The organism is Nocardioides zeae (assembly GCF_010686755.1).
GTDB lineage: Bacteria > Actinomycetota > Actinomycetes > Propionibacteriales > Nocardioidaceae > Nocardioides > Nocardioides zeae.
Window position 1 is genome coordinate 162,748 of record NZ_JAAGXA010000006.1, and the last position, 26,537, is coordinate 189,284.

A 26,537-nucleotide genomic window follows, 5' to 3' on the forward strand; every position below is an offset into this window, starting at 1 on the left:
CGCTCACAGACGACGTGTCCGCGGTCACCCTTGGCGACGTATCGGTCGAAAGGGAACTTGTGGTCACGCCCCGCAATCGGGTCGTGGCCCCAGCGCGGCGGAAAGTGCTGCGCTGGGGCCACGAGGAGGGGTGGGTCAGGCGGGCTTCACCGCCAGCACCGGCACGTCGGCGCCGAGGAGCACGCGCTGGGCGACGGAGCCCAGCACGAGCTTGCCGACGGGGGAGCGCCGCCGCAGGCCGACGACGATCACCGTCGCGCCGGCCTTCTCGGCCGCCTCGAGCACGGCGTCGGCGACGTCCGGCGCCATGACCCGGTGCACCTCGTGGTCGATCCCCGACGCGGCCAGGTCCCGCTCGAGCGCGGTGACCTCGCCGTCGTCGGCGAAGCGCTCGTCCACGAGCGCGTCGCCCCGGGTCGCGTTGACCGCCACGATGCGTGCCGAGCGACGACGGGCCTCGACGATGCCGTGCTCGAGCGCGGCGTGGCCGAAGTCGTCGGGCGTGTAGGCGATGAGCACGGTCTCGGTCGTCATCGGACGCTCTCCTTGTCGGACTGGTCAGCGGGAGCCGGGGCGTCGGCCGCCGCCTCGGTGGGCGTGAGCCGCGGACGCACCCGGGCGAGCACGAGCGGCACCACGACGAGCAGCACGATGACGGCGTAGACCACCACCGCCAGCGGCTCGTCGACGAGCCCGGCGGGGTCGCCGCCGGAGATCGCCAGCGCCTCGCGCATCTTCGTCTCCATCAGGGGACCGAGGATGACGCCGAGGATGAGGGGCAGCACGGGCAGCCCGAACCGGCGCATCGCCAGGCCGAGCAGGCCGAAGACGAGCAGGAGGAAGAGGTCGAACGGCTGCTGGTTCGCCGTGTAGGCGCCCAGCGAGGCGAAGAAGAGGATGCCCGCGTAGAGGTAGGGCCGCGGGATCCGCAGGAGCTTCGCCCACAGCGGTGCCAGGGGGAGGTTGAGCACGAGGAGCAGCGTGTTGCCGATGAGCAGGCTGGCGAGCAGCGTCCACACGAGGTCCGGGTGCTCGGTCATGAGCTGCGGACCGGGCTGGATGCCGTAGCCCTGCAGCGCCGCCAGCATGATCGTCGCGGTCGCGGTGACCGGCAGACCGAGCGCCAGCAGCGGCACGAAGGTGCCGGCGGCCGAGGCGTTGTTGGCGGCCTCCGGCCCGGCGACGCCCTCGATGGCGCCGCTGCCGAACTCGTGGCCCTTCTTCGCGAGGCGCTTCTCCAGCACGTACGAGAGGAACGTCGGCGTCTCCGCGCCACCGGCCGGGACGGCGCCGAACGGGAAGCCGAGGGCGGTGCCGCGCAACCACGGCTTCCACGAGCGGCCCCAGTCGTCGCGGCCCATCCAGGGGCGGCCGACGGGGATGACCGAGAGCGGGCGACGACGCAGGTGGGCGGCGACCCAGAGGGCCTCGCCGAGCGCGAAGATGCCGACCGCGACGACGACGATGTCGAGCCGGTCCGCCAGCAGCGGCTGGTCGAAGGACAGGCGCGGCTGGCCGGTGTTCATGTCGAGCCCGACGAGCCCGATCGTCAGGCCGATGAAGAGGGCGATGAAGCCGCGCAGCCGCGAGGAGCCGAGCACGCTGGTGACGAGCACCATCGCCATGAGCATGATCGCGAGGTAGGACGGGGCGCCGATCTTCACGGCCACCCCGGCCAGTGCCGGGGCGAAGAACACGACCAGCATCGTGCCGATCGTGCCGGCGATGAAGGAGCCGATGGCGGCCGTGGCGAGCGCCTGCGCGGCCCGCCCCTTCTTCGCCATCTTGTTGCCCTCGAGCGCCGTCATCACCGAGGCGGACTCGCCGGGGGTGTTGAGCAGGATCGAGGTGGTGGACCCGCCGTACATGCCGCCGTAGTAGATGCCGGCGAACATGATGAAGGCCTGGGTCGGCTCGAGGCCGAAGGTGACGGGCAGCAGCAGGGCGACCGCCATGGCGGGGCCGATGCCGGGGAGCACGCCGACGAACGTGCCGAGGAGCACGCCGATCGCGGCCCACATGAGGTTCTCGGGCGTGACGGCCGTGGCGAGGCCGTCCGCGAGCAGGGACAGGGATTCCATGACGCGCCTTTCAGAGGATCCCGTCGAGGACACCCGGGGTGAGCGGGATGCCGAGGCCGACGTAGAAGCCGTACCAGCTGCCGACCGCGAGGACGGCGCCGATGAGGAGGTCGCGCACGTAGGTGCGCGAGCCGAGCGACCAGGTGGCGCCGGCGAAGAGGATCGCGCCCGAGATGGCCCAGCCGAGCCAGCCGACGGTCGCGATGGTGAGCACGAGCACGCCGACGAGCTTCGCGACGGTCAGCCAGTCGGAGCGCTGCGACAGGTCGACGTCCTCCCCGTCCTCCGGGGTGGGTACGTCGCCGCGCAGGGCCGCGAGGCCGAGCAGGACGCCGAGGCCCATGAGCACGGAGCCGATGACGTACGGGAACGCCTTGGGCCCGACGGGGTCGGCGAACCCGACCACGAGGGTGGAGGCGTCGTAGACGGTGTAGGCGCCGATGACGACGAGCGCCGCGGCGAGGCCGAGCTGGGCGAGGTCGCGCTCGCGCTCGGGGGCGACGGGCGGGGTGCCCTCGACCTCCGGGACGACGGTCCCGGCGCCGGCCGGTTCGGTGGGGGTGGTGGTCATCGCGGGCTCGTTCCTCCGAGGGCGGCACCCGGCGGGTGCGGGACAGGGTGCGGGGCAGGGGGCGGGGCAGGGGGCGGGGTGGGGGTCACGACAGGTTCAACCCGAGCTCGTCGAGGGTGTCGGCCACGCGGGCGTCCTCCTCGGTGAGGAACTGCTCGAACTCGTCGCCGGTCTGCAGCGCGTCGATCCAGCCGTTGTCGGCCATCGCCTGCTGCCACTCGTCGGTCCCGTGCATCTCCACGACCAGCTCGATCAGCCGGTCGCGGGCCTCGTCCGAGATGCCGGGCGGGGCCAGCACGCCGCGCCAGTTGTTGAAGACGAGGTCGATGCCCGACTCGCTGACGGTCGGGACGTCGGCGAGGGTCTCGTTGGCCAGGCGCTCCTCGCCGGAGACGGCCAGCGCCCGCAGGTCGCCGGAGGCGATCTGGCCCTCGAACTCGCCGAGGCCCGAGAAGCCGACCTGGATCTTGTCGCCCAGGAGGGCGGAGGTGAGGGGGCCGCCGCCGTCGTAGACGACGTAGCGGACCTCCTTGGGGTCGATGCCCGCCGCCTGCGCGAGGAGCATCGGGAAGAGGTGGTCGGGACCGCCGACGGACGAGCCGCCGCCGACGACGATCGAGCCGGGGTCGGCACGCCAGGCCTCGATGAAGTCGTCGAAGGTCGCGTAGGGCGAGCTCGCCGGCACGAGCACGCCTTCCTGGTCCTCGATGAGCTTGGCGATGGGCGTCGCGTCCTGGGGGCGGACGTCGTTGCCGTTGGAGTAGAGGGAGCCGACGACGCCGAGGCCCATGTACATCATCAGGTGCTCGTCGCCCTCGGCGTTCATGAGCCGGGACATGGCCACGGAGCCGCCCGCGCCGATGATGTTGTTGATCTCGAAGTCGCCGCCGGTGAGGTCGTTGCGCTCCATGGCCGCCACGGCGGCGCGCCCGGTCTGGTCGTAACCTCCACCGGGGCTGTTCGGGATGTAGACCGTGTAGTCGTCCCCGGAGCCACCGCGGGTGACCCCGCAGGCGCTCGCCAGCGCCGCGACCATCACGCCGGCGACGGTCGCGCCGGTGATGCGGGTGAGCCGCGACGTACGGGAGAATGGCTGCTTCATGTGGTGATCGTCACCCTGCTTGTGGTCGGCGTCACTCTTTGGCGCGTAACGGAGGTTTCGGAACTTGTGGTCACCCGCGGTCGGCGCGCGCCGGCCCCGCCTCACGCTCGCCGGGCAGTTCCTGGTGCTCCAGCTCAGCGTGCTCGTGATGGTGCTGGGGGTCGCGGGGTTCGTGACGCTGCAGCAGACGGAGACGTCGTTCCGCGAGGAGCGGGGCAGCCGGCTGCGGCAGGCCGCCGAGAGCCTCGCCAACACCGCCGTCGTGCGCGACGAGCTGCAGCAGCGCTACCCGGCGACGGAGGCGCTGGCGTCCTACGCCACCGAGGTGCAGAACCGGCTCGGGGCCGACGCGGTCTACCTGACGGACGTGGACGGTCGGCAGGTCATCGGGCCCGACCCGACCCTCGAGGAGCAGCGGATCGACCTCGGCGACCGCTCGATCCTCCGGGGCCGCGTCTGGACGGGTGACGTCGACGAGCGCGACCGGCACTCCCTGGCGGCGCTCGTGCCCGTGCTCGGCGACGACGGGGAGCTCGTCGGCATCGTCATGGTCGCGGAGACCTACCCCTCGTGGTCGGAGCTCGTCGAGCGGTCGGTGCCCGACCTGCTCGTGTTCCTCGGCCTCGGCCTGGCGCTGGGTGGCGTGGGCTCGTTCGTGCTCTCGCGGCTGATCAAGCGGCGTACCCGCGGCCTGGAGCCCGCCGAGATCTCCGCCCTCGCCGACCAGCGGGAGGCGCTGCTCCACTCGCTCCGCGAGGGTCTGGTGGGGGTCGCGGCCGACGGCCGGGTGACCGTCGTCAACGACACCGCCCGCGCGCTGCTGGGGCTGGCGGAGGTCGGTCCCGACGACCGTCTCGCCGACCTCGACCTGCCGCCCGAGGTGGCCGAGCTGCTCACCGCGGACGAGCCCGAGGAGGAGGTCGTCGACGCCCTGCTCGTCGTCGGCGGCCGGGTGCTCGTCGTCAACCGCCGTCGGGTGCGGGGCCCCGGCGCCACCGGCGGGGTGGTCGTCACGCTGCGCGACCACACCGAGCTCCTCGCGTTGCGCAGCGAGCTGCGGGAGCGGGAGTCGGTCACGGAGACGCTCCGCGCCCAGACCCACGAGTTCTCCAACCGCCTCCACACGATCTCGGGGCTGCTGCAGCTGGAGGAGTACGACGAGGCCTCCGCCGCCATCGGCACCATCGTGCGGCGCCAGGCGGAGATCAGCGACGGCGTGCGCGCCCGGGTGGAGGACCCCCAGGTCGCCGCGCTGCTCGTCGCGAAGGTGAGCGTCGCGGCGGAACGGGGACTGCCCATCGAGGTGGTGGACGCCGACGGAGCGGGGCCGCTGCCGCGCCTCGACCCGGACCTCGCCGCTGACGTGGCCACGGTGCTGGGCAACCTCGTCGACAACGCGGTGGACGCCGTCGTGGCGGCCCGCGCGACCGATGCGGCGTCCCGTCGGGAGGACGTGGTCGAGGTGCGCCTGCGGTACGACGCGGGAGCGGCGTGGGTCGAGGTCGGCGACACCGGTGCGGGGATCGACCCGGCGGACCGCGCACGGATCTTCGACCGGGGGTGGTCGACCAAGCCCGGCGGCATCGGCGGACGGGGCATCGGCCTCGCGCTCGTGCGTCAGGTCTGCCAGCGCCGGGGCGGCGAGGTGGCGGTGGGCTCGCGTCCGGGCGGCGGTGCGGTGTTCACTGCTCGCATGCCCGGCCGACCGCACCCCGACGTCGAGGACGACGCCCGTGCCTGACCGTCCCGACAACGGCCCGGACCTGCGCGTGCTCGTCGTCGACGACGACTTCATGGTCGCCTCCATCCACACCCGCTTCGTGGAGCGTGCGCCCGGCTTCACGCCGGTCGGCGTCGCCGCCACCGCGCGGGCCGCGCTCGAGGAGATCGACCGGCTGCGGCCCGACCTCGTGCTGCTCGACGTGCACCTGCCCGACGCCTCCGGCATCGACGTGCTCCGCCGGCTCCGCGGCGCGGGCAACGAGGTGGGCGTCATCATGGTGACCGCGGCGCGCGAGGCGGAGACGGTCCGGGCGGCGGCCGCGGCCGGGGCGGCGCACTACCTCGTCAAGCCGTTCGAGCGCAGCGACCTGGAGACGCGGCTCGAGGGCTTCCGTCGCAGCCGGGCCGCGCTCGCGGCGATCGACACCGACGAGGCCTCGGCCGCCCGTGCGACGCAGGACGCGATCGACGCCGTCTTCGCCCCGGCCGCCGGGGCCCGGGTCGCGCTGCCGAAGGGCCTCTCCGTCGAGACCGCCGGAGCGGTGGCGGCCGCCCTGGCGGGCGGCGACGAGCTGTCGGCCAGCGACGTCGCCGAGAAGGTCGGCGTCTCCCGGGTCAGCGCGCGGCGCTACCTCGAGCACTTCGTCGAGACGGGCCGGCTGACGGCGCGGCTGCAGTACGGCGGCACGGGGCGCCCCGTGCGGCTGTACCGGCGCGAGGAGTGAGCGCCGCGCCCCGCCTCACGGCAACGTGAACGACGACCCCGGCTGCGTCACGAGCACGAAGTCGACGGTGGTGCGCAGCGTGAAGCCGAGGTGCTCGTAGAGCCCGACCGCCCGGGCGTTGGCGGCGACCGTGTGCAGCAGGGGCAGCTCGCCCCGCTCCGTGATGCCTGCGGCGACGACGGCGACGAGCCCCGCGGCGTACCCGTGTCCCTGCCACGCCGGGTCGGTGCAGACCGCGCTGATCTCCGTCCAGCCGGCGGGGTGCATGCGCTCGCCCGCCATGGCCACGAGCTCGCCGTCGGGGGAGTGGACGCCCAGGTAGGTGCCCAGGGTGGCCGTGCGCGGGAAGAACGGCCCGGGGCGGGTGCGGCGGACGAGGTCGAGCATCGCCGCCACGTCGGCGGGGTCGTCGGCGTCGAGCCGCCGGAGACCCGGCAGCGCACGGCGACCACCGGCCAGCGGCCGCTCCGCCACCAGCTGCACGCCCGGCACGCTCTCGACCAGGCGCCACCCCGCGGGCACGGTGACGCGCGGCGCGGTGACGACCACGGCGTCGTCCGGGCCGAGGAGGTCGCGGAGGTCCGCCCAGCACGCGGGGTCCCCGGGGTCGGCGAGCCCCGCGAAGGGAGCCACGTCGGCCGCGTACCGCCGCGCCGAGCCGGCGCCGACGGCGCGGTCGGCGTGCGGACCCGTCAGGGAGGACCAGGCGACGTTGTCGAGCACGGGTCGAGGGTAGGGGTCATCCGATCGGGCGACGGCCCCGCGCGTCCGTTGTAGCGGACCGGGCCAGTCCCTAGGGTGCTGCAATGAGGATCTCGGGCGTCCGGTTCGGTAGTCGTCGCATCGTGTCAACCGTCGCGCGGGGCGCCACCGGAGCGGTGGTGGGCGTCTCGCTGGCCGCCTTCGTCCTGAGCGCCGCCCCGACGTACGCCGCGACGCCCGTCGCCGTGGCGGCCGCGGCTCCCGCCGGCCCGGCCGCGGAGCCCACGAGCGAGCCGGCCGACGAGCCCACGAGCGAGCCCGCCGACGAGCCCTCGGCGACGACCACGTCGGAGCCGAGCGACGAGCCGACGGCACCGTCGAGCCCGAGCCCGAGCCCGAGCCCGAGCCCGACCTCGCCGACGAGCCCGAGCCCGAGCCCGAGCACCCCGCCGACGACCCCGCCGACGACGCCGGACGCGGACCCCGACGCCGAGCCGGACGCCGACACGATCGCCACCTCCATCGCGGTGGCCGGACCCGCGTCGTACCGGGGGGAGTTCGTCGACGTCCGCATCGCGGTGACCGACGCGAACGGCCAGCCCGTGGCGGGCGTGCCGCTCACGACGCAGCGCTACGGCTACAAGACCTGGATGCCGCTGCCCGACCTCGTCACCGGCAGCGACGGCACCGCCTACGCCACCATCCAGATGTCGAAGTGGCGCATCGACAACCGGGTGCGGGTGCAGTTCGCGGGCAACGCCACCTACGGGGCGTCGACCGGCGAGGGCGCCGTGACGATGAAGATGCGGGAGGCGGTCGTCTACCTGGAGGTGAAGGGCAGCTCGGTGCGCGACGAGCACCCCTACCGGATGTGGATGGCCGTCACCGACGAGGTGGGCAACGCCGTGACGGGCAAGCTCGAGGTGCAGGTCGACGACGGGTCCGGCACGCGGATCCTGACCAACGTCTCCCTCGACGCGAAGGGCAAGGCCCGGATCGACGTGTATCCGCGGAAGGGCTCGAAGTACCGCGCGATCTTCCGCACCGAGGGGTGGATCTACCAGGGCACCAGCCCGAGCCGCTACGTGAGCGTGCTGCCCTACACGAACCCGGTGGCGCTGCCCGCGGGTGCGCCGAAGCCGTCGGTGCACACCCGCGCGCTGACGCCCGCGCGGGCGACGGTGGCGGGTGCGTTCCCGCAGGTGCTCACCATCCCCGACCACATCTGGAACCACATGGTGGGCCGCAGCTGGCGCAGCGGCTGCCCGGTCGGCCGGGCCGACCTCCGCCTCGTGCGGGTCAACTACATCGGGTTCGACGGCTTCCGGTACCGCGGCGAGATGGTGGTGAACAAGTCGGTCGCGACGCGCACGGCGAACGCGTTCGCGGCCATGCACAACTCCGGGATCCCGATCCGCCTGATGGTCCGCGTCGACTGGTTCGGCTACAGCTCGACGGTGCGCGGCGCCGACGACTACCGCTCGATGGCCGCCGACAACACCTCGGCGTTCAACTGCCGCGACGTGGTCGGCAAGCCCGGCACCAGGTCGCCGCACTCCTACGGCCGCTCGATCGACATCAACCCGTGGGAGAACCCCTACCACTCGGCGCGGGGCGTCGTGCCCAACACCTGGTGGGTCAGCCGCTCGCACCCGCAGGTCGCGTGGCGCAGCTCCGGCCACACCGTGGTGAAGCTGCTGGCGCGCTACGGCATCCGCTGGACTTACGGGCTCAGCGACAAGCACCACTTCGACGCGTGAGCGACTGCGTCTTCTGCGGCATCGTCGCCGGCACCACCGAGGCCGACGTCGTGCACGCCGACGACGCGCTCGTCGCCTTCCTCGACCAGCGGCCGGTCTTCAAGGGCCACGTGCTGCTGGTGCCGCGCACGCACGTCGTGACGCTCGACGAGCTGCCCGCCGGGCTGCGCGACCCGTTCCTCGCGACCGCGCAGCGTCTCTGCCGCGCGGTGGTCGCGGGGCTGGGCGCGCAGGGCTCGTTCGTCGCGGTCAACAACACGGTCAGCCAGTCGGTGCCCCACCTCCACCTCCACGTGGTCCCGCGCACGAGGGGCGACGGCCTGCGGGGCTTCTTCTGGCCCCGCACGAAGTACGCCGCGGGCGAGCGCGCGGCGTACGCCGAACGTCTCCGCGCGGCCCTCGCGAGCGACCGTCCGAGCGATCGGTAGGGTGTGCCGCATGGGTCGATTCGACGGACGAGTAGCAGTCATCACGGGCGCGGCACGAGGCATCGGCTTCGGCACCGCCCAGCGGTTCGCGAGCGAGGGCGCCTCCGTGGCGATCCTCGACCTCGACGAGGGCTCGGCGGCCGACGCCGCGGGCCGCCTCGAGCTCGCCGACGGCGCGAAGGCGATCGGCATCGGTGCCGACGTCAGCGACAAGGCGTCGGTGGATGCCGCCGTCGAGCGCGTCGTCTCCGAGCTGGGCGGGATCCACGTCCTGGTCAACAACGCCGGCGTCACGCGCGACAACCTGCTCCACAAGATGACCGAGGCCGACTGGGACATCGTCATGGGCGTGCACCTCAAGGGCGCGTTCCTCATGACGCAGGCGGCGCAGCGGCACTTCACCGAGCAGAAGTACGGCAAGGTCGTCTGCCTCTCCAGCGTCTCGGCGCTCGGCAACCGCGGCCAGGCCAACTACTCCGCGGCCAAGATGGGCATCCAGGGCTTCGTGCGCACGCTCGGCATCGAGCTGGGCCGTTTCGGCATCAACGTCAACGCCGTCGCCCCCGGCTTCATCGCCACCGAGATGACGGACGCGACCGCCGCCCGCGTCAAGATGAGCGTCGAGGACTTCCGGGCCGCCGCGGCGGAGCACAACCCCGTCAAGCGGGTCGGCTACCCCGAGGACATCGCCGCCGCGGTCGCCTTCCTCGCGAGCGACGAGGCGTCCTACATCACCGGCCAGACGCTGTACGTCGACGGCGGCTCCACCCTCGTCTGACGCCCGTCCGGCCGGTTCGGACCGTCCGACGCGTCCTCGTCCCGCGCGCCTCCACCGCCCCGCCGCCGCGCATCGGCAGACTCCGCCGATGAGCGGACGTTGAGGAGCGGGTTGGTGCGTGGGACGAGGGTGCGGGTGCGGGCGGGTCTCGCCAGCGCCGTGGTGACGGGACTGCTGCTGAGCGGGTGCGCGTCGGACTTCGACTCCGCGGCCCCGGAGACCGAGGAGCCGGCGGCCGGCGCGACGACGTCCGCCGCGCCGACGACGTGGCCCTACCTGGGCACCCCGCTGGCGGGCGGCGACGCCGCTCGACCGGTGCTGGTCGTCAAGATCGACAACACGCCCCGCGCGGCGCCCCAGGAGGGCCTCGGCCAGGCGGACCTGGTCGTGGAGGAGCTCGTCGAGGGTGGCTCCACCCGCCTGGCGGCCTTCTTCCAGTCGGCGTACCCCGACGAGGTCGGCCCGGTCCGCTCGATGCGCGCCACCGACATCGGCATCGTGCCCGCGGACGGCAGCACCACCATCGTCACGAGCGGCGCCGCGCAGCGCACGATCGCGCGCATCGACGAGGCGGGGATCCCCTTCGTCGAGGAGGGGGCGCCGGGCTTCTCCCGCGCCACGGACCGCTCCGTGCCGTACAACCTCCTCGCCGACCTGACCGAGATCGAGCCGACGGTCACCGCCGGCGGCGAGCGGCCGGCCGACTACCTGGCGTGGGGCGAGAGCGACGCGTACGCCGCGGGCACGCCCGCGACCGAGGTCGACGTCCGCTTCTCGCCCGACCACACGACGTCGTGGGAGCTGGACGGCAACCAGTACGTCGTCGACGACGCGTTCAGCGCGGACGGCGACGGGTTCAGCGCCGACACGGTGCTGGCGCTCGAGGTCGACGTCGTCGACGCGGGCTACCTCGACCCGGCCGGCAACCCGGTGCCCGAGTCCGTGTTCGAGGGCAGCGGCACCGCCACGGTGTTCCACGGCGGCCGGGCGGTCGAGGCCACCTGGAGCAAGGCGTCGGCCTCCGCCCCGGTGCGGCTGACGACGGCCGACGGTGCCGCCCTGACCGTCCCGCCGGGCCGCACCTGGATCGAGCTGGTGCCGAGCGGCACCGGGAGCGTCGACATCGGCTGAGCTCAGCCTCGCGTGTCGCTCTCGTCGTCGGCGGCGTTCTCGTCCGCGATCGCGTCGGGCTCCGCGAGCTCGTCCGCGGTGGGGAGGGCGACGCCCGCCTCGCGGAGGAGCTGCATCCCGCTGATGAGGTAGCCGAACGCGATCTCGACGCGACGGCTGGCGTCCGTGGGCTCGTCGCTCTCCGCGACGACCTCGCCGGCCGCGGCGAGCGCCCCGAAGAGGATGCGGCTGAAGGTTGCCACGAGGCCGGCGTCGACGGGCCGGTCGCGGTCGACCAGGAGCTGGCCCACGAGGTCGTGCACGACCGCGAGGCTGGAGCGCTCCTCCTGCTCGCGCACCCCCTCGTAGCCGAGCACCGCCGGCGCCTCCTGCACGACGACGCGCCGGTAGCCGGGTTGCTGGACGACGTCGACGAAGGCGCGCAACCCGGCGACGGCCTTGTCCCAGGGGTCGCGGTGCGCCTTCATCGCCGCCTGGATGACGCGGACGGCCTCGCCCTCCACGCGCTCGAAGACGGCCTCGAACAGCGCTCGCTTGCCGTTGAAGTGGTGGTAGAGCGCGCCCTTGGTGACCTCGGCGCCGGCGACGATGGCGTCGAGCGAGGTGCCCGTGTAGCCGTCCTCGGTGAAGAGGCGTTCGGCGACGTCGACGAGCGCGCGCTTGGTGGCGGCCGAGAACTGGGCGCGCCGGCCCGCTCCGGGCACGGAGGGCAGTCCGCCCCGCAGCAGCTTGGAGGCGGCGGACGCTTTCGAGGACGGCTTGGACATCGCCGCCCAGCATAGGGACGTCACGGCGCCGGGTGGTGCGCGCCACGTGGGCGAGGTCACGGGTATCGGGGCTTCGGTCCGGGCAACCGGTTCCGCATACTCTGAGTACGTACCGTGAGTACGTACCGCAGGTACGGACCACGGACGCGATCGACCCATCGAAGGAGAGCACCCATGACCTGGACGACGTACCACCGTCGCGGCGAGGTTCTGAGCGCCGTCATCACGGCCGCGAACGAGCGCGGGGACGGGCTGCTCCCCACCGACGTCGAGGGCGTCGGCGCGGTCTTCCGCGACGAGCTCGACCTGCTCGGCGCCCTGCAGCTGCGCTGGCACACCCGCCTCTCCGGTCGCATCGACGGCCACCTCGGTCGCCAGCCGCTCGACCTCGAGGCAGCGGTGGTGGACGCCTGGGTGGCGACCGCCGAGCAGATGCCGGGCGTCCGCGCCGTCCTCGACCGCGCGCTCGCCGAGGGCGTGGACCCCGAGGCCGACCGGCTGCTGGGCAACGCCGTCGCCAAGGAGCGCATGATGCTGGCCGCGATGGCCGGCCGGTCGAGCTACGACGACGAGGCCGCCGTCGCCGTGGGGGCGAGCATCGAGCACCGCGCCCGCCTCGCCTGGGCGAGCTCCGCGGGTGCGGCGCCCGCCCGTGCCGGCGCGCCGGCGACGGCGCCCGCACGCACGACCACCCTCATCGACCGCCTGCGCTCGGCGCTCGCCTCCTGAGCCGCTCGGGCTTTCGCGGGGGCACGGGGCATCATGGACCCATGGCCCCGCTCCACTCCGGCATGCTCCTGGTCGCCGCCCCGGAGCTGCAGGACCCGAACTTCGAGCAGTCCGTCGTGCTGCTCCTCGACGCCGACGACGAGGGCGCCCTGGGGGTGATCCTCAACCGGCCCTCCCCGGTGCTCGTCGCCGACGTGCTCGAGGGGTGGCGGGACCTGGCGGTCGAGCCGGACGTGCTCTTCCAGGGCGGCCCCGTCTCCGTGGACGGCGCGCTCGCGCTCGCCCGACCGGCCGATCCCGGCACGCCCCCCGTCGGCTTCCGCGAGGTCGTCGACGGGCTCGGCGTGCTCGACCTGGACACGCCGGTGGAGCTGGTGGCCGACGGTCTCGCCGGGCTGCGGATCTTCGTCGGCTACGCAGGCTGGGGGCCCGGCCAGCTCGAGGACGAGGTGGCCGAGGGCAGCTGGTACGTCGTGCCCGGCCGCATCGGCGACGTCTTCGCGCTCGACCCCGCCGAGCTGCGGCGGGACGTGCTGCGACGCCAGCCGGGGTCGCTCGCCTGGGCCTCCACGCGCCCCGTGGACCCCTCCCGGAACTGACCCGGCCGGGCGGTCCGCGGCCGCTGCCCGGTGCCCGCCGACGAATCGCGGGTGTCGGCGGGGCGCCGTAGACTCGTCGACCGTGAGCACGCGCATCGGATTCTCTCCCGACACGAGTGGTGGCACGAGCGTCATCGAGGACCGGCGGACGGTCCCGACCGACGAGGGCGACCACGAGCGCTTCAGCCACTACGTGCCGAAGGACAAGCTCACCGAGGCGATGGTCATGGGCACGCCCGTGATCGCGCTCTGCGGCAAGGTCTGGGTGCCGAGCCGTGCCCCGGAGAAGTACCCCGTGTGCCCGGACTGCAAGGAGATCTGGGAGTCCATGGGGGACGACGCCGGCTCGGGCGACAAGGCGTGACGCGGCCCCCCCTCCAGACCGGGGCCGAGCAGCCCACCACCGTCGACCTCTCGCCCGCGTGGCCCGACCGCGCGGCGTGGGGCACGGCCACGTCGCTGCGCGCCTGGCAGCAGTCCGCCATGCGGCAGTACCTCGAGGAGGCCCCCAAGGACTTCCTCGTCGTCGCGACGCCCGGTGCCGGCAAGACGACGTTCGCGCTCTCGGTCGCCAAGGAGCTGCTGGAGCGCCGCGTCATCGACCGCCTCACGATCGTGGCGCCCACGGAGCACCTCAAGGTGCAGTGGGCCGCGGCCGCGGCGAAGGTCGGGATCCCCGTGGACCCCGCGTACGCCGCGGGCCAGGGCCGCACGTCGAAGGAGTACATCGGCATCGCCGTGACGTACGCCGGGGTGTCGGTCAACCCCCTGGCGATGCGCATCCGCACCGAGCGGTTCCGCACGATGGTCATCCTCGACGAGATCCACCACGCCGGTGACGCCAAGTCGTGGGGCGAGGGCGTGCTCGAGGCCTTCGGTCCCGCCTCGCGGCGCCTGGCCCTCACCGGCACGCCGTTCCGCTCGGACATCAACCCCATCCCGTTCGTCCGCTACGTCGACGGCCCCGACGGCGTGCCCCGGTCGGCGGCGGACTTCGCGTACGGCTACGAGCACGCCCTGGCCGACCACGTCGTGCGGCCGGTGCTGTTCCTGGCCTACTCGGGCGAGATGCAGTGGCGCACGAAGGCCGGCGACGAGCTGACCGCTCGGCTCGGGGAGCCCCTGACGAAGGACATGACCGCGCACGCGCTGCGCACGGCGCTGGATCCCAAGGGGTCGTGGATGCCGTCGGTGCTCGAGGCCGCCGACAAGCGGCTCTCCGAGGTGCGGCGGCACGTGCCCGACGCGGGCGCGCTGGTGATCGCGACCGACCAGGAGTCGGCGCGCGCCTACGCGAAGCTGATCAAGGACATCACCGGCGAGTCGGCGACCCTCGTGCTCAGCGACGAGAAGGCGGCCTCGAAACGCATCTCGGAGTTCTCCGACAGCGACAGCCGCTGGATGGTGGCGGTCCGCATGGTGTCCGAGGGGGTCGACGTGCCCCGCCTGGCCGTCGGCGTGTGGGCGACGACGACCTCCACCCCCCTGTTCTTCGCGCAGGCGGTGGGTCGTTTCGTGCGCGCCCGCAAGCGCGGCGAGACCGCGTCGATCTTCCTGCCCTCGGTGCCGCGGCTGCTGGAGTTCGCCTCCGAGCTCGAGGTCCAGCGCGACCACGTGCTGGGGCGCGCCGTGAAGGACGAGGACGACATCTTCGCGGCCGAGGAGGACCTGCTGGCGCAGGCGAACGCCGCCGAGGCGGCCTCGGACGAGCAGCTCGGCAACTTCGAGTCGCTCGGCTCGGCGGCGGTCTTCGACCGCGTGCTGTACGACGGCGGCGAGTTCGGCCACGAGGGCGAGGTGAGCGTCGGGTCGGAGGAGGAGATGGACTTCCTCGGCATCCCGGGCCTCCTCGACGCCGACCAGGTGCGGGACCTGCTGCAGACGCGCCAGAGCGAGCGTGCGCAGAAGAAGCGCGACGCCGCGGCCTCCCGGCCCGCGTCGGAGGCCGCTGCCCCGCGGGTCGAGACCACCGCGCACGAGCAGCTGGCGGTGCTCCGCCGCGAGCTCAACGGGCTCGTGGCGGCGTGGAACCACCGCACCGGCCAGCCGCACGGCGTGACCCACGCGGCGCTCCGGAAGGAGTGCGGCGGGCCGCCCGCGGCGGTGGCCACCGCCGAGCAGCTGCGCGCACGCATCGACAAGATCCGCGACTGGGCGGTCCAGCGCCGTACGTGAGCGGGGTCGTCAGGCGGGTCAGGCGCCTCAGGCGCTGTGGGCCGGCCGGGCGCCCGGGCCGATCCCGAGCACCGTCTCCCGGGGATCGGGCAGGGTGTGCCCCTCGGAGCAGACGGGCACGACGTCGACCCGGCCGCCGCAGTCGCGGTGCCGGAACTCGATCGGCGGTCCGGCCTCGTCGGCCAGGTGGCGGTCCCCCCAGCGGGTGAGGGCGATGAGCGCCGGCTGCAGGTCGAGGCCCTTGGGGGTCAGGCGGTACTCGTGCCGGACCCGCGAGCCCGGGTCCTGGTAGGGCTCCCGCACGAGGATGCCGGCGTCGACGAGGTTGCCGAGCCGGTCGGTGAGCACCTGGCGCGGGATGCCCGTGTGCTGACGGATGTCCTCGAACCGGCGGACGCCGATGAAGACCTCGCGCAGCACGACGAGGGTCCAGCGCTCGCCGAGCACCTGCATGGCGCGCACGAGCGAGCAGTTGTCGGTGGTGTAGTCGAGGACGGCGGGCCGGGGCACGGTGCCCACCCTACGACCTAGGTCTCGTTGACAGATGCAGGTCGGGGTGGTTGCCTGCGTCCATGACGCAGACCCAGCCCCACGCTGCCCCCATGGACGGTCTCGCCCAGCTGCGGGCGATGGCCGAGGGCCACCTGCCACCCGCCCCCGTGGCGGCCACCCTCGGCATGCGCGGCTTCGCGGTCTCGGAGACGGGCCGGGTCACGGTCGAGCTCGTGCCCGACCCGGCGCGCCACGACAACCCGCTGGGCACGGTGCACGGCGGCGTGCTCTCGACGCTGCTGGACACCGTCTGCGGCTGCGCGGTGCACGCGACGCTCGCCGCGGGGGAGACCTACACCTCGCTCGACCTGACGGTGAAGTTCCTGCGTCCCGCCACCGTGGCCTCCGGCGTGCTGCGGGCCGAGGGCACCGTGATCCAGCGCGGGCGACGCACCGCTCTCGCCGAGGGACGCCTCACCGACGCGGCTGGGCGCCTCGTCGCCTACGCGACGTCGAGCTGCATGATCTTCGCCTGACGACGGAACCGGAGCGGCTCCGCGGCCGTCCTAGGGTGGTACGACGTTGCCTGACGTCCCCGACCCAGGAGCTGATCTCGGATGTTCCTCCACCGCACCCTCCCGCTCTCCGCCCTCGCCGTCGGCCTGGTGCTCGCGCTCGGCGCCTGCGGCTCGGCAGACGACCCGGCCGAGCCGGGCGCCGCCGACTCGACCCCGCCGGACGCCACCGGGGGCACGCCCCAGAGCCCCTCGCTCTCCGACCCGTCCACGCTCAGCCCCTCGGACGGGTCGGGCTCGGACGACGGAGCCGACGAGGTGCTAGCAGGTGCCATCGCCGACCTCGCCGAGCGGGAGAGCGTCCCGTCCGGCGAGGTGGTGGTGGTGAGCGACGCCGCGGTCCAGTGGCGCAGCGGTGCCCTGGGGTGCCCGGAGCCCGGCATGACCTACACCCAGGCCATCACTCCCGGTCGGCAGATCCTGCTGGAGGTGGCCGGCGAGACGTTCGCCTACCACGCGGCGACGGACGGACCCGCGTCGTACTGCGTGAACCCCGAGGAGCCGGCCTCCGAGTGAGGTCGCTCAGGCCCGCAGCCGGGCGGCGAGCGGGCAGTCGAACGGGTCGCGCGCCCGCAGCCCGACGTTGTTGAGGTAGTCGATGACGATCAGGTACGACCGGACCAGGCCCACCTCGACGTACGGGATCCCGACGCGCGCGCAGTGGGCGCGCACGATCGGTCGGGCCCTGCGCAGGTTGCAGCGGGGCATGCTCGGGAAGAGGTGGTGCTCGATCTGGTAGTTGAGCCCGCCCATGAGCACGTCGACGACCGGGTTGCCATGGACGTTGCGTGACACCAGCACCTGGCGCCGCAGGAAGTCGAGCCGCATCCCCGGCGGCACGAGGGGCATGCCCTTGTGCGCGGGGGCGAAGGCCGCGCCCAGGCTGACCCCGAAGACCGCCATCTGCACGGCCAGGAAGGCGGCGGCCAGCCCGGGGGGCAGGAAGACGACCAGGACTGCGACGTACGCACCGAGCCGCGTGGCGACGAGCACGAGCTCGAGTCGGCGCCAGGGATGCGTCGCACCGCGATCGAGGCAGGACCGGATGCTCGCGACGTGCAGGTTGATGCCCTCGAGGGTGAGCAGGGGGAAGAACAGCCATCCCTGGTGGTCGGCGAACCAACGGGCGAACCCCGACCGCTCGGCGACGATCGTGGGGGTGAACGCGATCGCGCCGGCCGCGATGTCCGGGTCGTAGTCCTCCTCGTTGGGGGCGCGGTGGTGCTTGTTGTGCTTGCCGCGCCACCACGCGAAGCTCAGGCCGGCGAACGCGCCGGCCAGGATGCGGGCGCTCCACGCGTTCCACGTCGGGGACGCGAAGACCTGCCGGTGGGCGGCGTCGTGACCGAGGAAGCCGAACTGGGAGACGATGAGTCCGAGCGCGCCGGCGAGGAGCAGCTGGAACCACGAGTCCCCGAGCAGCGCGAACCCCACCCAGACGGCGACGAAAGCCGTGGTCGTGACGCCGATCTGGAGGGCGTAGTACCCCCGCCGCCGCTCGAGGAGCCCCGCCTCACGCACCTCGCGAGCGAGGTCGCCGTAGGTGCTGACGAACGGGTGGGTCGGTCGTGCGTGGGACTGCGAGGCCATGCTCGCCACCGCCTCGGCTCGCAACGGGAGCCGTGGCCTCGTCGACACGGGGTCCGTGTCCGACGGCCCGGCGGCCGCAGTCGTCCCTCGACTATATCCCCGGGTCCGGGGCGTCAGTCGGCGTCGCCGACGGCGATCGCCGCCGCCTCGCCCTCGCTGTGGCTGGCGGGGGCGCCGTGCAGGGCGCGGTTCACGGTGCGGGCGCCCGCGAGCGCCACGACCACGCCGACCGCGACGGCGGCCGCGCCGAACCAGAACGGCGCGTGCACGTCGACGTGCTCCGCGAGCTTCAGCGCGACGAACGGGCCGACGGCGCCGCCGGTGAACCGCACGAAGGAGTACGCCGCGGAGGCGACCGGCCGCTCCACCGGCGCGGCGCCCATGACGGCCTCCGTGACGAGCGTGTTGTTGACGCCGAGGAAGGCGCCCGCGAGCACGATGCCGACGGCCACCACGGCCTCGGTCTCGGCCAGCAGCGCCATGACGGCGAGGTCGAGCGCGAACAGCGCGAGGCAGGCGATCATCGCGGGCACGGTGCCGAAGCGCCGCTGCAGGCGGGGCGCCACCACGACCGACGTGACGGCGAGCAGCACGCCCCAGCCGAAGAAGGTCCAGCCGACCTGCATGATGTCGAAGGACGGCAGGGCGAACGGCCCGGCGGCCATGAGGGTGAAGAAGCCCAGGTTGTAGAAGACGGCGACGAGCGCGAGCAGCAGCAGGGCCGGGTGGCGCAGGGCGCGGAACGGGTCGGCGAGCGAGGTGCGGCGCCCGGTCGGCGGGGTCGCCGGCAGGAAGACCGCGGTCGCGGCGACGGCGATCGCCATCAGCACGGAGACACCGAAGAACGGGCCGCGCCACGAGATGCCGCCGAGCAGGCCGCCGAGGAGCGGCCCCGAGGCGATGCCCAGGCCGAGCGCCGCCTCGAAGAGGATGATCGCGCTGGCCAGGGAGCCCGTCGACGCGCTGACGATGGTGGAGAGCGCGGTCGCGATGAAGAGCGCGTTGCCGAGGCCCCAGCCCGCGCGGAAGCCGATGACGGCTCCGACCGAGCCGGACGATCCCGCCAGCGCGGCGAACACGATGATGAGCACGAGCCCGGCGAGCAGGGTCCGCTTGGCGCCGATGCGGCTCGACACCACGCCCGTGACGAGCATCGCGACGCCCATGACAGCCATGTAGCTCGTGAACAGCAGCGACACCTGGCTCGGCGTCGCCTCGAGCTGCGCGGCGATCTCCTTGAGGATGGGGTCGACGAGACCGATCCCCATGAAGGCGATGACGCAGGCGAACGCCACGGCCCACACCGCGCGCGGCTGGCGCCAGGGGGAGGCGGGGGGCTCGGCGGTCACCGGGGAGGTGGTGGGGGCTGCCGGGGAGGTCCGGGCGGCGAGGTCGGTCATGCGGTTCCTTCCGTGAGGGCGCGGAGCAGGTCGACCGCTCGCGCGAGGTCGTCGGGGGAGTGCCGGCCCGCGGCCAGCAGGCGGTCGCGCACGAGCGCGGCGTTGCGCCGGCGCTGGTCGGCGAGGGCGGTGCGGCCGGCCGGGGTGAGGTCGAGCAGCGTCGAGCGCGCGTCGTCGGGGTGCGGCGTGCGCTGCACCCAGCCCTGGCCGACGAGCCCCCGGACGGCCGCGGTGGCGGTCGGCTGCGAGGTGCCGTCGAGCTCGGCGACGCGACCGACCGTGAGCGGGCCGTGGTCGTCCAGCATGGCGAGCACCCGCAGCGTCGGCGCGACCTGCGGCGAGCTGCGCCGGACCTCGCGGACCAGGCGCCCGGCGGCCGTCACCAGCTCGCCCGCGAGGCGCGTGAGGTGGGCGTCGGTGGCGGGAGTGGGGGTCGGCACTCGTCCGACGTTACATAGTTCGACTATGCAAGTACATACGGCGCGTGTGTGACGATGCCGTCATGCCGACGTACGTCGCGTTCCTGCGCGCGATCAACCTGGGTCCCCGCAACAAGTACCCGATGGCCGAGCTGCGGGCCGCGCTCGAGAGCGCGGGCTTCACGGACGTCGCGACCCACATCCAGACCGGGAACGTGCGGCTCCGCACCCCCGCCCGCTCCGTCGCCCGCCTCACGGAGCGCCTCGAGGCCGCGGTCGCCGCCGACCGGGGGTTCCCGCTCGACGTCGTGGTGCTCACCCCGGCCGAGCTGGCCGCCGCCGCCGCGGGCGGGGAGGCGCGGCTGGCCGCCGTCGCGGCCGACGTGGGGGAGGAGCAGGTGCACGGCCAGTACGTCACGTTCCTCCGGGACCTGCCCGCGCCGGAGGCGGTGGAGCGCCTCGACGCCGTCGTCGAGCCGGAGCGTGCGCGGGTCTCGGTCGTCGATCGCGCCGTCCACCTCACGCTCCTCGAGGGCTACCAGCAGGCCCGGCTCGACAACAACCGGATCGAGAAGGTGCTCGGAGTGCGGGGCACGAACCGCAACCTGACGGTCGTGCGTCGGCTCGCGGCGGACTGGACCTGAGCGGCCGCCGGGGCCTCCTCCGACGTCGCTCGTAAATCCCTTGAGGGGCGCGGAGCAGCGGCGTACCGTCCTGTCTACACGGGAAAGGAGGTGGTCCGAAGAATGAGTTCTTTCAGGACGCGTGAGGTGGCTGCCCGCTAGCAGCTCCGCCGACGGCGTCGAGCCGCTGGCAATCCAAGGGCAGTCACCCGGCCCGCAGGTGCTCCGGACATGTCCGCCGGAGACGGTGCGAGGAGTCTCGACTCCACGCACCACGCCTGCGGGCCGTTCCCATTTCCGGCGAGGTGAGCGACTACGGTCGGCCCATGTCTCCCCGGCGGCCCATCGCGGAGCTCGTGGGCCCTGACGAGCTGCCCCGGGTGCTCGACCTGCTGGAGCTGGTCACCTCCGAGTCGGACCTCGACGAGGCGTTGAACGCCATCGTCGAGACCTCGTGCGACCTCACCGGTGCCGCCCACGGGGTGCTGGCCGTGCTCGACGCCGAGGGCCGCGTGCGGGACCTGCACGTCCACGGCTTGGACGACCACGAGGTCGACGCCATCGGCGACCTGTCGCCGCACCACCCCGAGATGGACCGCTTCATCAGGGTGCCGATCCGGCGCGGCGGGCGGTCGCTGGGCACGCTCTACCTGGGGGGCCGGCCCGGACCCGGCGCGTTCAGCCCCACCGACGAGCACGTGCTGGAGTGGCTCGCCGAGCGGGCCGCCCAGGTGCTCGCGCTCGCGGAGGCCCGCGCCCGTGCAGAACGCCGCGAGGAGTGGCTGAAGGTCTTCCAGCGCTCCGTCGAGCTGCTGGAACCCCCGATCGACCGTGGCGTCGCCCTCACGCACGTCGCCGAGCTGGTCGGCTGGATGTTCCAGGCCCGGGCCGTCGTGCTCGCCCACCTCGTCGACGACCGCATCGAGCTCGTCGCCGAGGACCCCGCGGCAGACCTGCCCGGCAAGCTCGGCGACCTCGCCGCCATGCGGGAGCGCCTGGCCCCCGGCACCCCGGTGCACACCGCGGTGAAGGCGGCCTTCACCGACCGCCGGGCGCGGGTGTCGCAGACCGGCCGCTCGACGGTGGTCGTCGTGCCGTTCCCGCTCCGGCTCACCGAGCGGCTCGTCATCGGTGTCGTCCTCCGCCGCGACGCGCACCCGCCCGACCAGGCCGAGCTCGAGCTCCTCACCTCCTTCGCGAACCACGCGACGACCTCCATCGACCGTCTCGAGGGCCTCGCGGAGCGCCAGGAGCTCATGGTGCTCGCCGACCGCGAGCGCATCGCACGGGACCTCCACGACGTGGTGATCCAGCGACTCTTCGCGACCGGCCTCCAGCTGCAGGGCCTGCGACGGCACCTGCCGACGGCCGAGCAGGCCCGGTTCGACGCGGTCGTGCGCGACCTCGACCAGACGATCCGCGACATCCGCACCACGATCTTCGAGCTGTCCCGGCTGCGGGGGCGCTCCCTGCGGGCGGAGGTGCGCCAGCTCGTGGCGGAGTACGCCGAGCCGCTCGGCTTCCGCGCGACCGTGGAGCTGCAGGGGCCGCTCGACACCACCGTGCCCGACCGGATCAGCGACTACCTGCTCGCGACGCTGCGCGAGGCGCTGTCCAACGTCGTGCGCCACGCTGCGGCGACCGCCGTGGAGGTCGGGCTCTCCGTCGGTGCGGACGGCGTGGCGCTGCGGGTCGCCGACGACGGGCGCGGCCTCGGCGCGCCGGGCGTCGAGAGCGGCCTGCTCAACGTGCGGCGACGGGCGCGGGACCTCGGCGGTGACGTGCGGATCACGGGCGCGCCGGGGGAGGGCACCACCCTCGAGTGGGTCGTGCCGCTGCCGGACTGAGAGAGCCGGGCCGCCGCGTCGTGCGGGGCCCGGCTCCCGGGGATGGTGCGGGGTTGCTCCCGGGCTCAGCCCAGCGGGTCGACCTCGGCGTGGTCGCCCACGCTGGCGGCCAGGCGTCCCAGGTGGTGACGAGCGTCGCCCAGGAGGTGGTCGAGCGTCGTGAGGTGGGCCGTGTAGCTGCCCACGCTGTACTCCGCCGTCATGCCGATGCCACCGTGGAGCTGGATGGCCTCCTGGCCGACCAGCCGCCCCGCCTTCGAGGCCTGGGCCCAGGCGCGGGCCGCGGCCGTGGACCGCTCCTCCGCGGACGTGCCGGGGTCGGCCTGCACCATCGCCGCCCACAGGGCGAGGCTGCGGGCGAGCTCGACCGCGACGTACAGGTCGGCGGCCCGGAACGTCAGCGCCTGGAAGCGCTTGAGCGGCACCCCGAACTGCTCGCGGCTGTTGAGGTAGCCCGCCGTCGTCTCGAGCGCCACCTGCATCGCGCCCACCGCCTGCTGCGCGGCGGCGACGCGGGCGCCGTCGTGCGCCGCGGCGATCGCCGTCGCCTGGTCCTGGCCGGCCTCGCCGAGCGGCGTCGCGACCGCTCCGTCGAACGTGATGCGTGCGGCGCGCGAGCCGTCCGGTGCGCGGTAGCCGCTGCGCGTGACGCCGTCGTCGTCCCCGGCCAGGGTGAACAGGCCGGTGCCCCCGTCGGGCAGGGCCGCGGAGACGACGAGCACGTCCGCCTCGGCCCCCTGCGGCACCGGCTCCTTGACGCCGGTCAGGCGCCAACCGCCGTCAGCCTCCTCGGCCCGCACGCCGGCAGCGGTCGACACCCAGCGGGCACCGGGCTCCGCGTGGGCGAGCGCCACGAGGGACTCGCCGGACGCGAGACCCCCCAGCAGCTCGGCGCGCTGCTCCGTCGTGCCGACCGCGGCCACGAGGCCGCCCGTGAGCACCACGGAGGTGAGGAACGGCTCGGGAGCGATGACGCGCCCGATCTCCTCGGCCACCACGGCGACCTCGACCGGCCCGGCGCCCATCCCGCCGTCGTCCTCCGTGAACGGCAGGCCGAGCAGGCCCATCTCTGCCATCTTCGACCACGTGTCGCGGTCGAAGCCGGGGGCGTCGGCGACGGTGCCCCGTCGTGTCTCGAAGTCCGCGTAGCGCTTGCGGAGCAGTCCTCGCGCGGCCTCGCGCAGCGCCTGCTGCTCCTCGTCGAGCTCGAAGTCCATCGTGCTGCCTCTCTCTACAGACCCAGGATGGTGCCGGCGATGATCTGGCGCTGCACCTCGTTGGAGCCGCCGTAGATCGACGCCTTCCGGAGGTTCAGGTAGGTCGGCGTGCTCCGCCGGGCCCACACCGGCAGGTCGCTGTCGGCGTCGCCGGTGCCGAACGCCAGGGCACCGGGCCCGGCGACGTCGACCACCAGCTCGGACACGGCCTGCTGCAGCTCGGTGCCCCGCAGCTTGAGCACGGAGCTCGCCGGGTGGGGCTTGCCGTCGGCGGAGTTGGCGACCACGCGGAGCGCGGTCAGCTCGAGCGCCATCAGCTCGTTCTCGAGCTCGGCGATGCGCACCGCGACGTGGGGGTCGTCGAGGAGCGTGCCGTCGCCCGAGCGCGTCGCGGCCGCCCACTCCTTGGCCTGGGCCAGGACGCGCTTCGTCGCGCCGACCGGGGCGACGCCCACCCGCTCGTTGCCGAGCAGGAACTTGGCCTGCGTCCAGCCCGAGTCGACGTCGCCCACGAGGTTCTCGCCGGGGACGCGCACGTCGGTGAACCACACCTCGTTGACCTCGTGGCCCCCGTCGATGAGCTCGATCGGGCGCACCTCCACGCCGGGCGAGCGCATGTCGATGAGCAGCATCGAGATGCCGGCCTGCTTCTTCACGTCGGGGTTGGTGCGCACGAGCGTGAAGATCCAGTCGCCCCACTGGCCCAGCGTCGTCCAGGTCTTCTGGCCGTTGACGATCCAGTCGTCGCCGTCGCGGACGGCCGCGGTGCGCAGCGAGGCGAGGTCGGAGCCGGCGCCGGGCTCCGAGAAGCCCTGGCTCCAGAAGATGTCGACGTTGGCCGTGGGCGGCAGGAAGCGCTCCTTCTGCTCCTGGCTGCCGAAGGTCGCGATGACCGGGCCGATCATCGAGGCGTTGAAGGCGAGCGGCGGCGGCACGCACGCGCGCTGCATCTCTTCGTGCCACAGGTGGCGCCGCAGCGGGCTCCAGTCCTTGCCGCCCCACTCCACGGGCCAGTGGGGGACCGCGAGGCCCGCGGCGTTGAGCGTGCGGTGCGTCTCGACGATCTGCTCCTTCGTGAGCTCACCGCGATCGCGCACCGTGGCCCGGACGCCCTCGTCCACCTCGGTGGTGAAGAACGTCCGGAGCTCGGCGCGGAACGCCTCGTCCTCCTCCGACAGCTGCAGCCGCATGGGACCTCCTCGTCGACCGGGCGCGTCTCGCCCCTGTGCCGCGGGTCACGTTACCCCCGGGTACCGACAGCGCCGTGTGACGACCCCCGCCCGGTGCCGTACAGTCCTCCGCCGAAGGGGAGTAGCCCGGCCGACGCGAGTCGGCAGGGGCGGTCGACATACTGGCGACCACGACGACGTGGGAGCCCGGCCGTCCCGCCCGAGCGACCGTGACGGAGACGTCCGGACCGCCCGCGGTGGACGAGACCTTCGACCAGTGATGCTGCTGGTCGAGGCCTCGCCCTGCCCGGCGGACGCTCTCGTCCAGCTCGACGAGAGGAACATCCCCATGACCATCGCCGAGGTCTTCGTCCTCGCCTTCGCCCTCGCCATGGACGCCGTCGCGGTCTCCGTCGCCCAGGGCATGCGCATGCGCCACCCCCGGTGGCGCGACGCGCTCCTCCTCGCCGGCGCGTTCGGCGTCTTCCAGGGCGTCATGCCCCTGGGCGGCTGGGTGCTGTCGTTCTGGTTCGCCGGCGTCGTCAGCGCCGTCGCCCCCTGGATCGCGTTCGCCCTCCTCGCCGTGCTGGGCGGGATGATGCTCCGCGAGGCGTTCTCCGACGACGAGGACGACGACGTGGCCGGGGCTGCCGGTGCGGCCGACCCGGCCGTCGGCGGAGGTACGCCGGGCGCGCGCGTCGCGACGTACCTGCCCCTCACGCTCGCCGTCGTGCTCCCGCTCGCCGTCGCCACCTCGATCGACGCCGCCGCCGTCGGCGTGACCTTCGGCGTGCTCAGCCTCGGCGTCGGGGAGGTGCTCGTGGCCGTCACGATCATCGGCGTCGTCACCTTCGCGCTCTCGCTCGCCGCCGTCTTCGTCGGCGCGCGCGTCGGCGAGCGGCTCGGGCAGTGGGCCGAGGTCGTGGGCGGCGTCATCCTGGTGCTGATCGGCCTGCGGATCCTGCTCGACCACCTCGGCCTGCGGATCCTGCTCGACCACCTCGGCGTGCTGGGCTGACGCTGGGCTGACGCTGGGCTGACGCGGGGCTGATGTCGGGCTGACCGGTCTGGACCGGCCGGTCCGTCCTCCGCGTTCCCAGGACGGTCGGCGCCTCCCTCCTCTTCACTGGGTCGGTCGATCAACCGAAGGTGGGGGACCTCGTGGAGCAGTACGACATGACGCGGCGGAACGGCCCGGCGCCCGCACGTGGGTTCTGGACCCGGCGCCGGACCGGCGTCGCCGCCGCCGTCGGAGCGTTCCTGCTCGGGGCGGTCGTCGGCACCGCGGGCGCCGGCACGGACGACGCTGCGCTGGCCGCCGCGGAGGCCGAGGGCCGGTCCGCCGCGGAGGCGTCCGCCGAGGACCGCCTCGCCGCGGCAGCCGATCAGGTCGCGACCCTGGAGTCGGAGGTCGAGGACGCGGTGGCGGACGCGGCGGCAGCGTCCGCGGAGCTGGCCACCGCCGAGCAGGAGGCGCAGGCCGCGGCGGAGGCCACCGTGGAGACCGCGGTCGCCGAGGCGCTCGCGGCGCAGCAGGCGGAGTCGGAGCTCGCGCAGGCCACGGCGGTCGAGGAGGCCGTGGCCGCCGCCCTGGCCTCGGCGGGGTCGCGCTCGGGTTCGTCCGGCGCGGGCTCGTCCGGCTCGGGTTCGTCCGGCACCGATCCCCACTTCGGGACGTGCGGGGAGGCGAACGCGAACGGCTACGGCGACTACGTGTCGGGCGTCGACCCCGAGTACGACTGGTACACGGACCGCGACAGCGACGGGATCGTCTGCGAGCGCTGACGCGAGCGTCGCGGCGAGCGGGGAGCGGGCGGGGCCGGACCCCGCGCGGAACGGGGACGTTGGTGCGTCTCGGATCGACCCTGCGGCGTCGCAGCCGCACAGTTCCGGGCGCGGGGCATCTCTCGCGGGGCCTCGCGTAGGGCAGGCCAT

General features: G+C 73.8%; 29 protein-coding genes. 16 read left to right on the forward strand and 13 right to left on the reverse strand.

Annotated features, from left to right (window positions below):
• Nucleotides 1–135 precede the first annotated feature (135 nt).
• From G3T38_RS10400 to G3T38_RS10415, 4 genes are all read right to left on the reverse strand, one after another.
• Entirely contained in the window at nt 136–534 is a 399-nt protein-coding gene (locus G3T38_RS10400; RefSeq protein ID WP_163772232.1) for a universal stress protein, read from the reverse strand.
• On the reverse strand, nt 531–2,081 hold the full coding sequence (locus tag G3T38_RS10405) for a tripartite tricarboxylate transporter permease (RefSeq protein WP_163772233.1): 1,551 nt from the start codon (nt 2,079–2,081) through the stop codon (nt 531–533). The genes G3T38_RS10400 and G3T38_RS10405 overlap by 4 nt, the downstream gene beginning before the upstream one ends.
• 10 nt (nt 2,082–2,091) lie before the next feature.
• Entirely contained in the window at nt 2,092–2,652 is a 561-nt protein-coding gene (locus G3T38_RS10410) for a tripartite tricarboxylate transporter TctB family protein (protein WP_163772234.1), read from the reverse strand.
• An 85-nt stretch (nt 2,653–2,737) separates the two neighbouring features.
• The gene (locus G3T38_RS10415; protein ID WP_163772235.1) at nt 2,738–3,754 is read right to left on the reverse strand and encodes a Bug family tripartite tricarboxylate transporter substrate binding protein; all 1,017 of its coding nucleotides are present in this window, start codon (nt 3,752–3,754) and stop codon (nt 2,738–2,740) included.
• Between the two features lie 64 nt (nt 3,755–3,818).
• Between G3T38_RS10415 and G3T38_RS10420 the strand changes: the two genes are divergently transcribed.
• Complete coding sequence (locus G3T38_RS10420; RefSeq protein ID WP_163772236.1) at nt 3,819–5,495, forward strand: sensor histidine kinase; 1,677 nt, start codon at nt 3,819–3,821, stop codon at nt 5,493–5,495.
• Complete coding sequence (locus G3T38_RS10425; protein WP_338037586.1) at nt 5,488–6,201, forward strand: response regulator; 714 nt, start codon at nt 5,488–5,490, stop codon at nt 6,199–6,201. Before G3T38_RS10420 ends, G3T38_RS10425 begins: the two co-directional genes overlap by 8 nt.
• Nucleotides 6,202–6,216: 15 nt before the next feature.
• Here G3T38_RS10425 and G3T38_RS10430 read toward each other — a convergent pair whose 3' ends face one another.
• Entirely contained in the window at nt 6,217–6,924 is a 708-nt protein-coding gene (locus G3T38_RS10430; protein ID WP_163772237.1) for a GNAT family N-acetyltransferase, read from the reverse strand.
• A gap of 70 nt (nt 6,925–6,994) precedes the next feature.
• On the reverse strand, nt 6,995–7,525 hold the full coding sequence (locus G3T38_RS10435; RefSeq protein WP_163772238.1) for a hypothetical protein: 531 nt from the start codon (nt 7,523–7,525) through the stop codon (nt 6,995–6,997).
• Here G3T38_RS10435 and G3T38_RS22630 point away from each other — a divergent pair.
• From G3T38_RS22630 to G3T38_RS10455, 4 genes are all read left to right on the forward strand, one after another.
• Nucleotides 7,482–8,663, forward strand: a complete 1,182-nt coding sequence (locus tag G3T38_RS22630) for a M15 family metallopeptidase (protein WP_163772239.1) — start codon at nt 7,482–7,484, stop codon at nt 8,661–8,663. The two genes, G3T38_RS10435 and G3T38_RS22630, sit on opposite strands and share 44 nt — an antisense overlap.
• Complete coding sequence (locus G3T38_RS10445) at nt 8,660–9,091, forward strand: HIT domain-containing protein (RefSeq protein ID WP_163772240.1); 432 nt, start codon at nt 8,660–8,662, stop codon at nt 9,089–9,091. The genes G3T38_RS22630 and G3T38_RS10445 overlap by 4 nt, the downstream gene beginning before the upstream one ends.
• Nucleotides 9,092–9,101: 10 nt before the next feature.
• On the forward strand, nt 9,102–9,869 hold the full coding sequence (locus tag G3T38_RS10450) for an SDR family NAD(P)-dependent oxidoreductase (RefSeq protein WP_163772241.1): 768 nt from the start codon (nt 9,102–9,104) through the stop codon (nt 9,867–9,869).
• Between the two features lie 114 nt (nt 9,870–9,983).
• Nucleotides 9,984–11,000, forward strand: coding sequence for a DUF3048 domain-containing protein (locus G3T38_RS10455; RefSeq protein ID WP_163772242.1), 1,017 nt, complete (start codon nt 9,984–9,986; stop codon nt 10,998–11,000).
• A 2-nt stretch (nt 11,001–11,002) separates the two neighbouring features.
• Here G3T38_RS10455 and G3T38_RS10460 read toward each other — a convergent pair whose 3' ends face one another.
• On the reverse strand, nt 11,003–11,767 hold the full coding sequence (locus G3T38_RS10460) for a TetR/AcrR family transcriptional regulator (protein ID WP_163772243.1): 765 nt from the start codon (nt 11,765–11,767) through the stop codon (nt 11,003–11,005).
• A 174-nt stretch (nt 11,768–11,941) separates the two neighbouring features.
• Here G3T38_RS10460 and G3T38_RS10465 point away from each other — a divergent pair, with 174 nt between their 5' ends.
• From G3T38_RS10465 to G3T38_RS10480, 4 genes are all read left to right on the forward strand, one after another.
• The gene (locus G3T38_RS10465; RefSeq protein ID WP_163772244.1) at nt 11,942–12,496 is read left to right on the forward strand and encodes a hypothetical protein; all 555 of its coding nucleotides are present in this window, start codon (nt 11,942–11,944) and stop codon (nt 12,494–12,496) included.
• 41 nt (nt 12,497–12,537) lie between these two features.
• Entirely contained in the window at nt 12,538–13,095 is a 558-nt protein-coding gene (locus G3T38_RS10470) for a YqgE/AlgH family protein (protein ID WP_163772245.1), read from the forward strand.
• A gap of 82 nt (nt 13,096–13,177) precedes the next feature.
• Nucleotides 13,178–13,459, forward strand: coding sequence for a DUF3039 domain-containing protein (locus G3T38_RS10475; protein ID WP_373459433.1), 282 nt, complete (start codon nt 13,178–13,180; stop codon nt 13,457–13,459).
• Nucleotides 13,456–15,270 carry a DEAD/DEAH box helicase gene (locus G3T38_RS10480; protein WP_460785050.1) on the forward strand — a complete coding sequence of 605 codons (1,815 nt, stop codon included), beginning with the start codon at nt 13,456–13,458 and terminating at the stop codon, nt 15,268–15,270. Before G3T38_RS10475 ends, G3T38_RS10480 begins: the two co-directional genes overlap by 4 nt.
• Before the next feature lie 27 nt (nt 15,271–15,297).
• On the opposite strand, the gene G3T38_RS10485 is transcribed toward G3T38_RS10480, so the two are convergent.
• On the reverse strand, nt 15,298–15,780 hold the full coding sequence (locus G3T38_RS10485; RefSeq protein ID WP_338037587.1) for a winged helix-turn-helix transcriptional regulator: 483 nt from the start codon (nt 15,778–15,780) through the stop codon (nt 15,298–15,300).
• A gap of 62 nt (nt 15,781–15,842) precedes the next feature.
• On the opposite strand from G3T38_RS10485, the gene G3T38_RS10490 reads away from it, so the two are divergent.
• Nucleotides 15,843–16,298: a PaaI family thioesterase gene (locus G3T38_RS10490; RefSeq protein ID WP_163772246.1), complete on the forward strand. Its 456-nt coding sequence runs from the start codon at nt 15,843–15,845 to the stop codon at nt 16,296–16,298.
• A gap of 81 nt (nt 16,299–16,379) precedes the next feature.
• Entirely contained in the window at nt 16,380–16,853 is a 474-nt protein-coding gene (locus tag G3T38_RS10495) for a hypothetical protein (protein ID WP_163772247.1), read from the forward strand.
• A 6-nt stretch (nt 16,854–16,859) separates the two neighbouring features.
• Here G3T38_RS10495 and G3T38_RS10500 read toward each other — a convergent pair whose 3' ends face one another.
• The 3 genes from G3T38_RS10500 to G3T38_RS10510 all read right to left on the reverse strand — a co-directional run bounded on the left by G3T38_RS10500 (nt 16,860) and on the right by G3T38_RS10510 (nt 19,767).
• A complete protein-coding gene (locus G3T38_RS10500; protein WP_163772248.1) occupies nt 16,860–17,927 on the reverse strand; it encodes a fatty acid desaturase family protein in 1,068 nt (355 codons plus the stop codon).
• Nucleotides 17,928–18,040: 113 nt separating this feature from the next.
• Nucleotides 18,041–19,327, reverse strand: a complete 1,287-nt coding sequence (locus tag G3T38_RS10505) for an MFS transporter (RefSeq protein ID WP_163772249.1) — start codon at nt 19,325–19,327, stop codon at nt 18,041–18,043.
• Nucleotides 19,324–19,767, reverse strand: a complete 444-nt coding sequence (locus tag G3T38_RS10510; protein WP_163772250.1) for a MarR family transcriptional regulator — start codon at nt 19,765–19,767, stop codon at nt 19,324–19,326. Before G3T38_RS10510 ends, G3T38_RS10505 begins: the two co-directional genes overlap by 4 nt.
• A gap of 44 nt (nt 19,768–19,811) precedes the next feature.
• Between G3T38_RS10510 and G3T38_RS10515 the strand changes: the two genes are divergently transcribed.
• Together G3T38_RS10515 and G3T38_RS10520 are read left to right on the forward strand one after the other, a co-directional pair.
• The gene (locus G3T38_RS10515) at nt 19,812–20,390 is read left to right on the forward strand and encodes a DUF1697 domain-containing protein (RefSeq protein WP_338037589.1); all 579 of its coding nucleotides are present in this window, start codon (nt 19,812–19,814) and stop codon (nt 20,388–20,390) included.
• A gap of 305 nt (nt 20,391–20,695) precedes the next feature.
• Nucleotides 20,696–22,216, forward strand: coding sequence for a GAF domain-containing sensor histidine kinase (locus G3T38_RS10520; RefSeq protein WP_163772251.1), 1,521 nt, complete (start codon nt 20,696–20,698; stop codon nt 22,214–22,216).
• A gap of 65 nt (nt 22,217–22,281) precedes the next feature.
• Here the strand turns inward: G3T38_RS10520 and G3T38_RS10525 are convergent, their stop codons facing one another.
• A complete protein-coding gene (locus G3T38_RS10525; protein ID WP_163772252.1) occupies nt 22,282–23,433 on the reverse strand; it encodes an acyl-CoA dehydrogenase family protein in 1,152 nt (383 codons plus the stop codon).
• Nucleotides 23,434–23,447: 14 nt separating this feature from the next.
• The gene (locus G3T38_RS10530; protein ID WP_163772253.1) at nt 23,448–24,623 is read right to left on the reverse strand and encodes an acyl-CoA dehydrogenase family protein; all 1,176 of its coding nucleotides are present in this window, start codon (nt 24,621–24,623) and stop codon (nt 23,448–23,450) included.
• A gap of 328 nt (nt 24,624–24,951) precedes the next feature.
• Between G3T38_RS10530 and G3T38_RS10535 the strand changes: the two genes are divergently transcribed.
• Nucleotides 24,952–25,620 carry a manganese efflux pump MntP gene (locus G3T38_RS10535; RefSeq protein ID WP_163772254.1) on the forward strand — a complete coding sequence of 223 codons (669 nt, stop codon included), beginning with the start codon at nt 24,952–24,954 and terminating at the stop codon, nt 25,618–25,620.
• A gap of 131 nt (nt 25,621–25,751) precedes the next feature.
• Nucleotides 25,752–26,387 carry an excalibur calcium-binding domain-containing protein gene (locus G3T38_RS21195; RefSeq protein ID WP_206675849.1) on the forward strand — a complete coding sequence of 212 codons (636 nt, stop codon included), beginning with the start codon at nt 25,752–25,754 and terminating at the stop codon, nt 26,385–26,387.
• Nucleotides 26,388–26,537 lie beyond the last annotated feature (150 nt).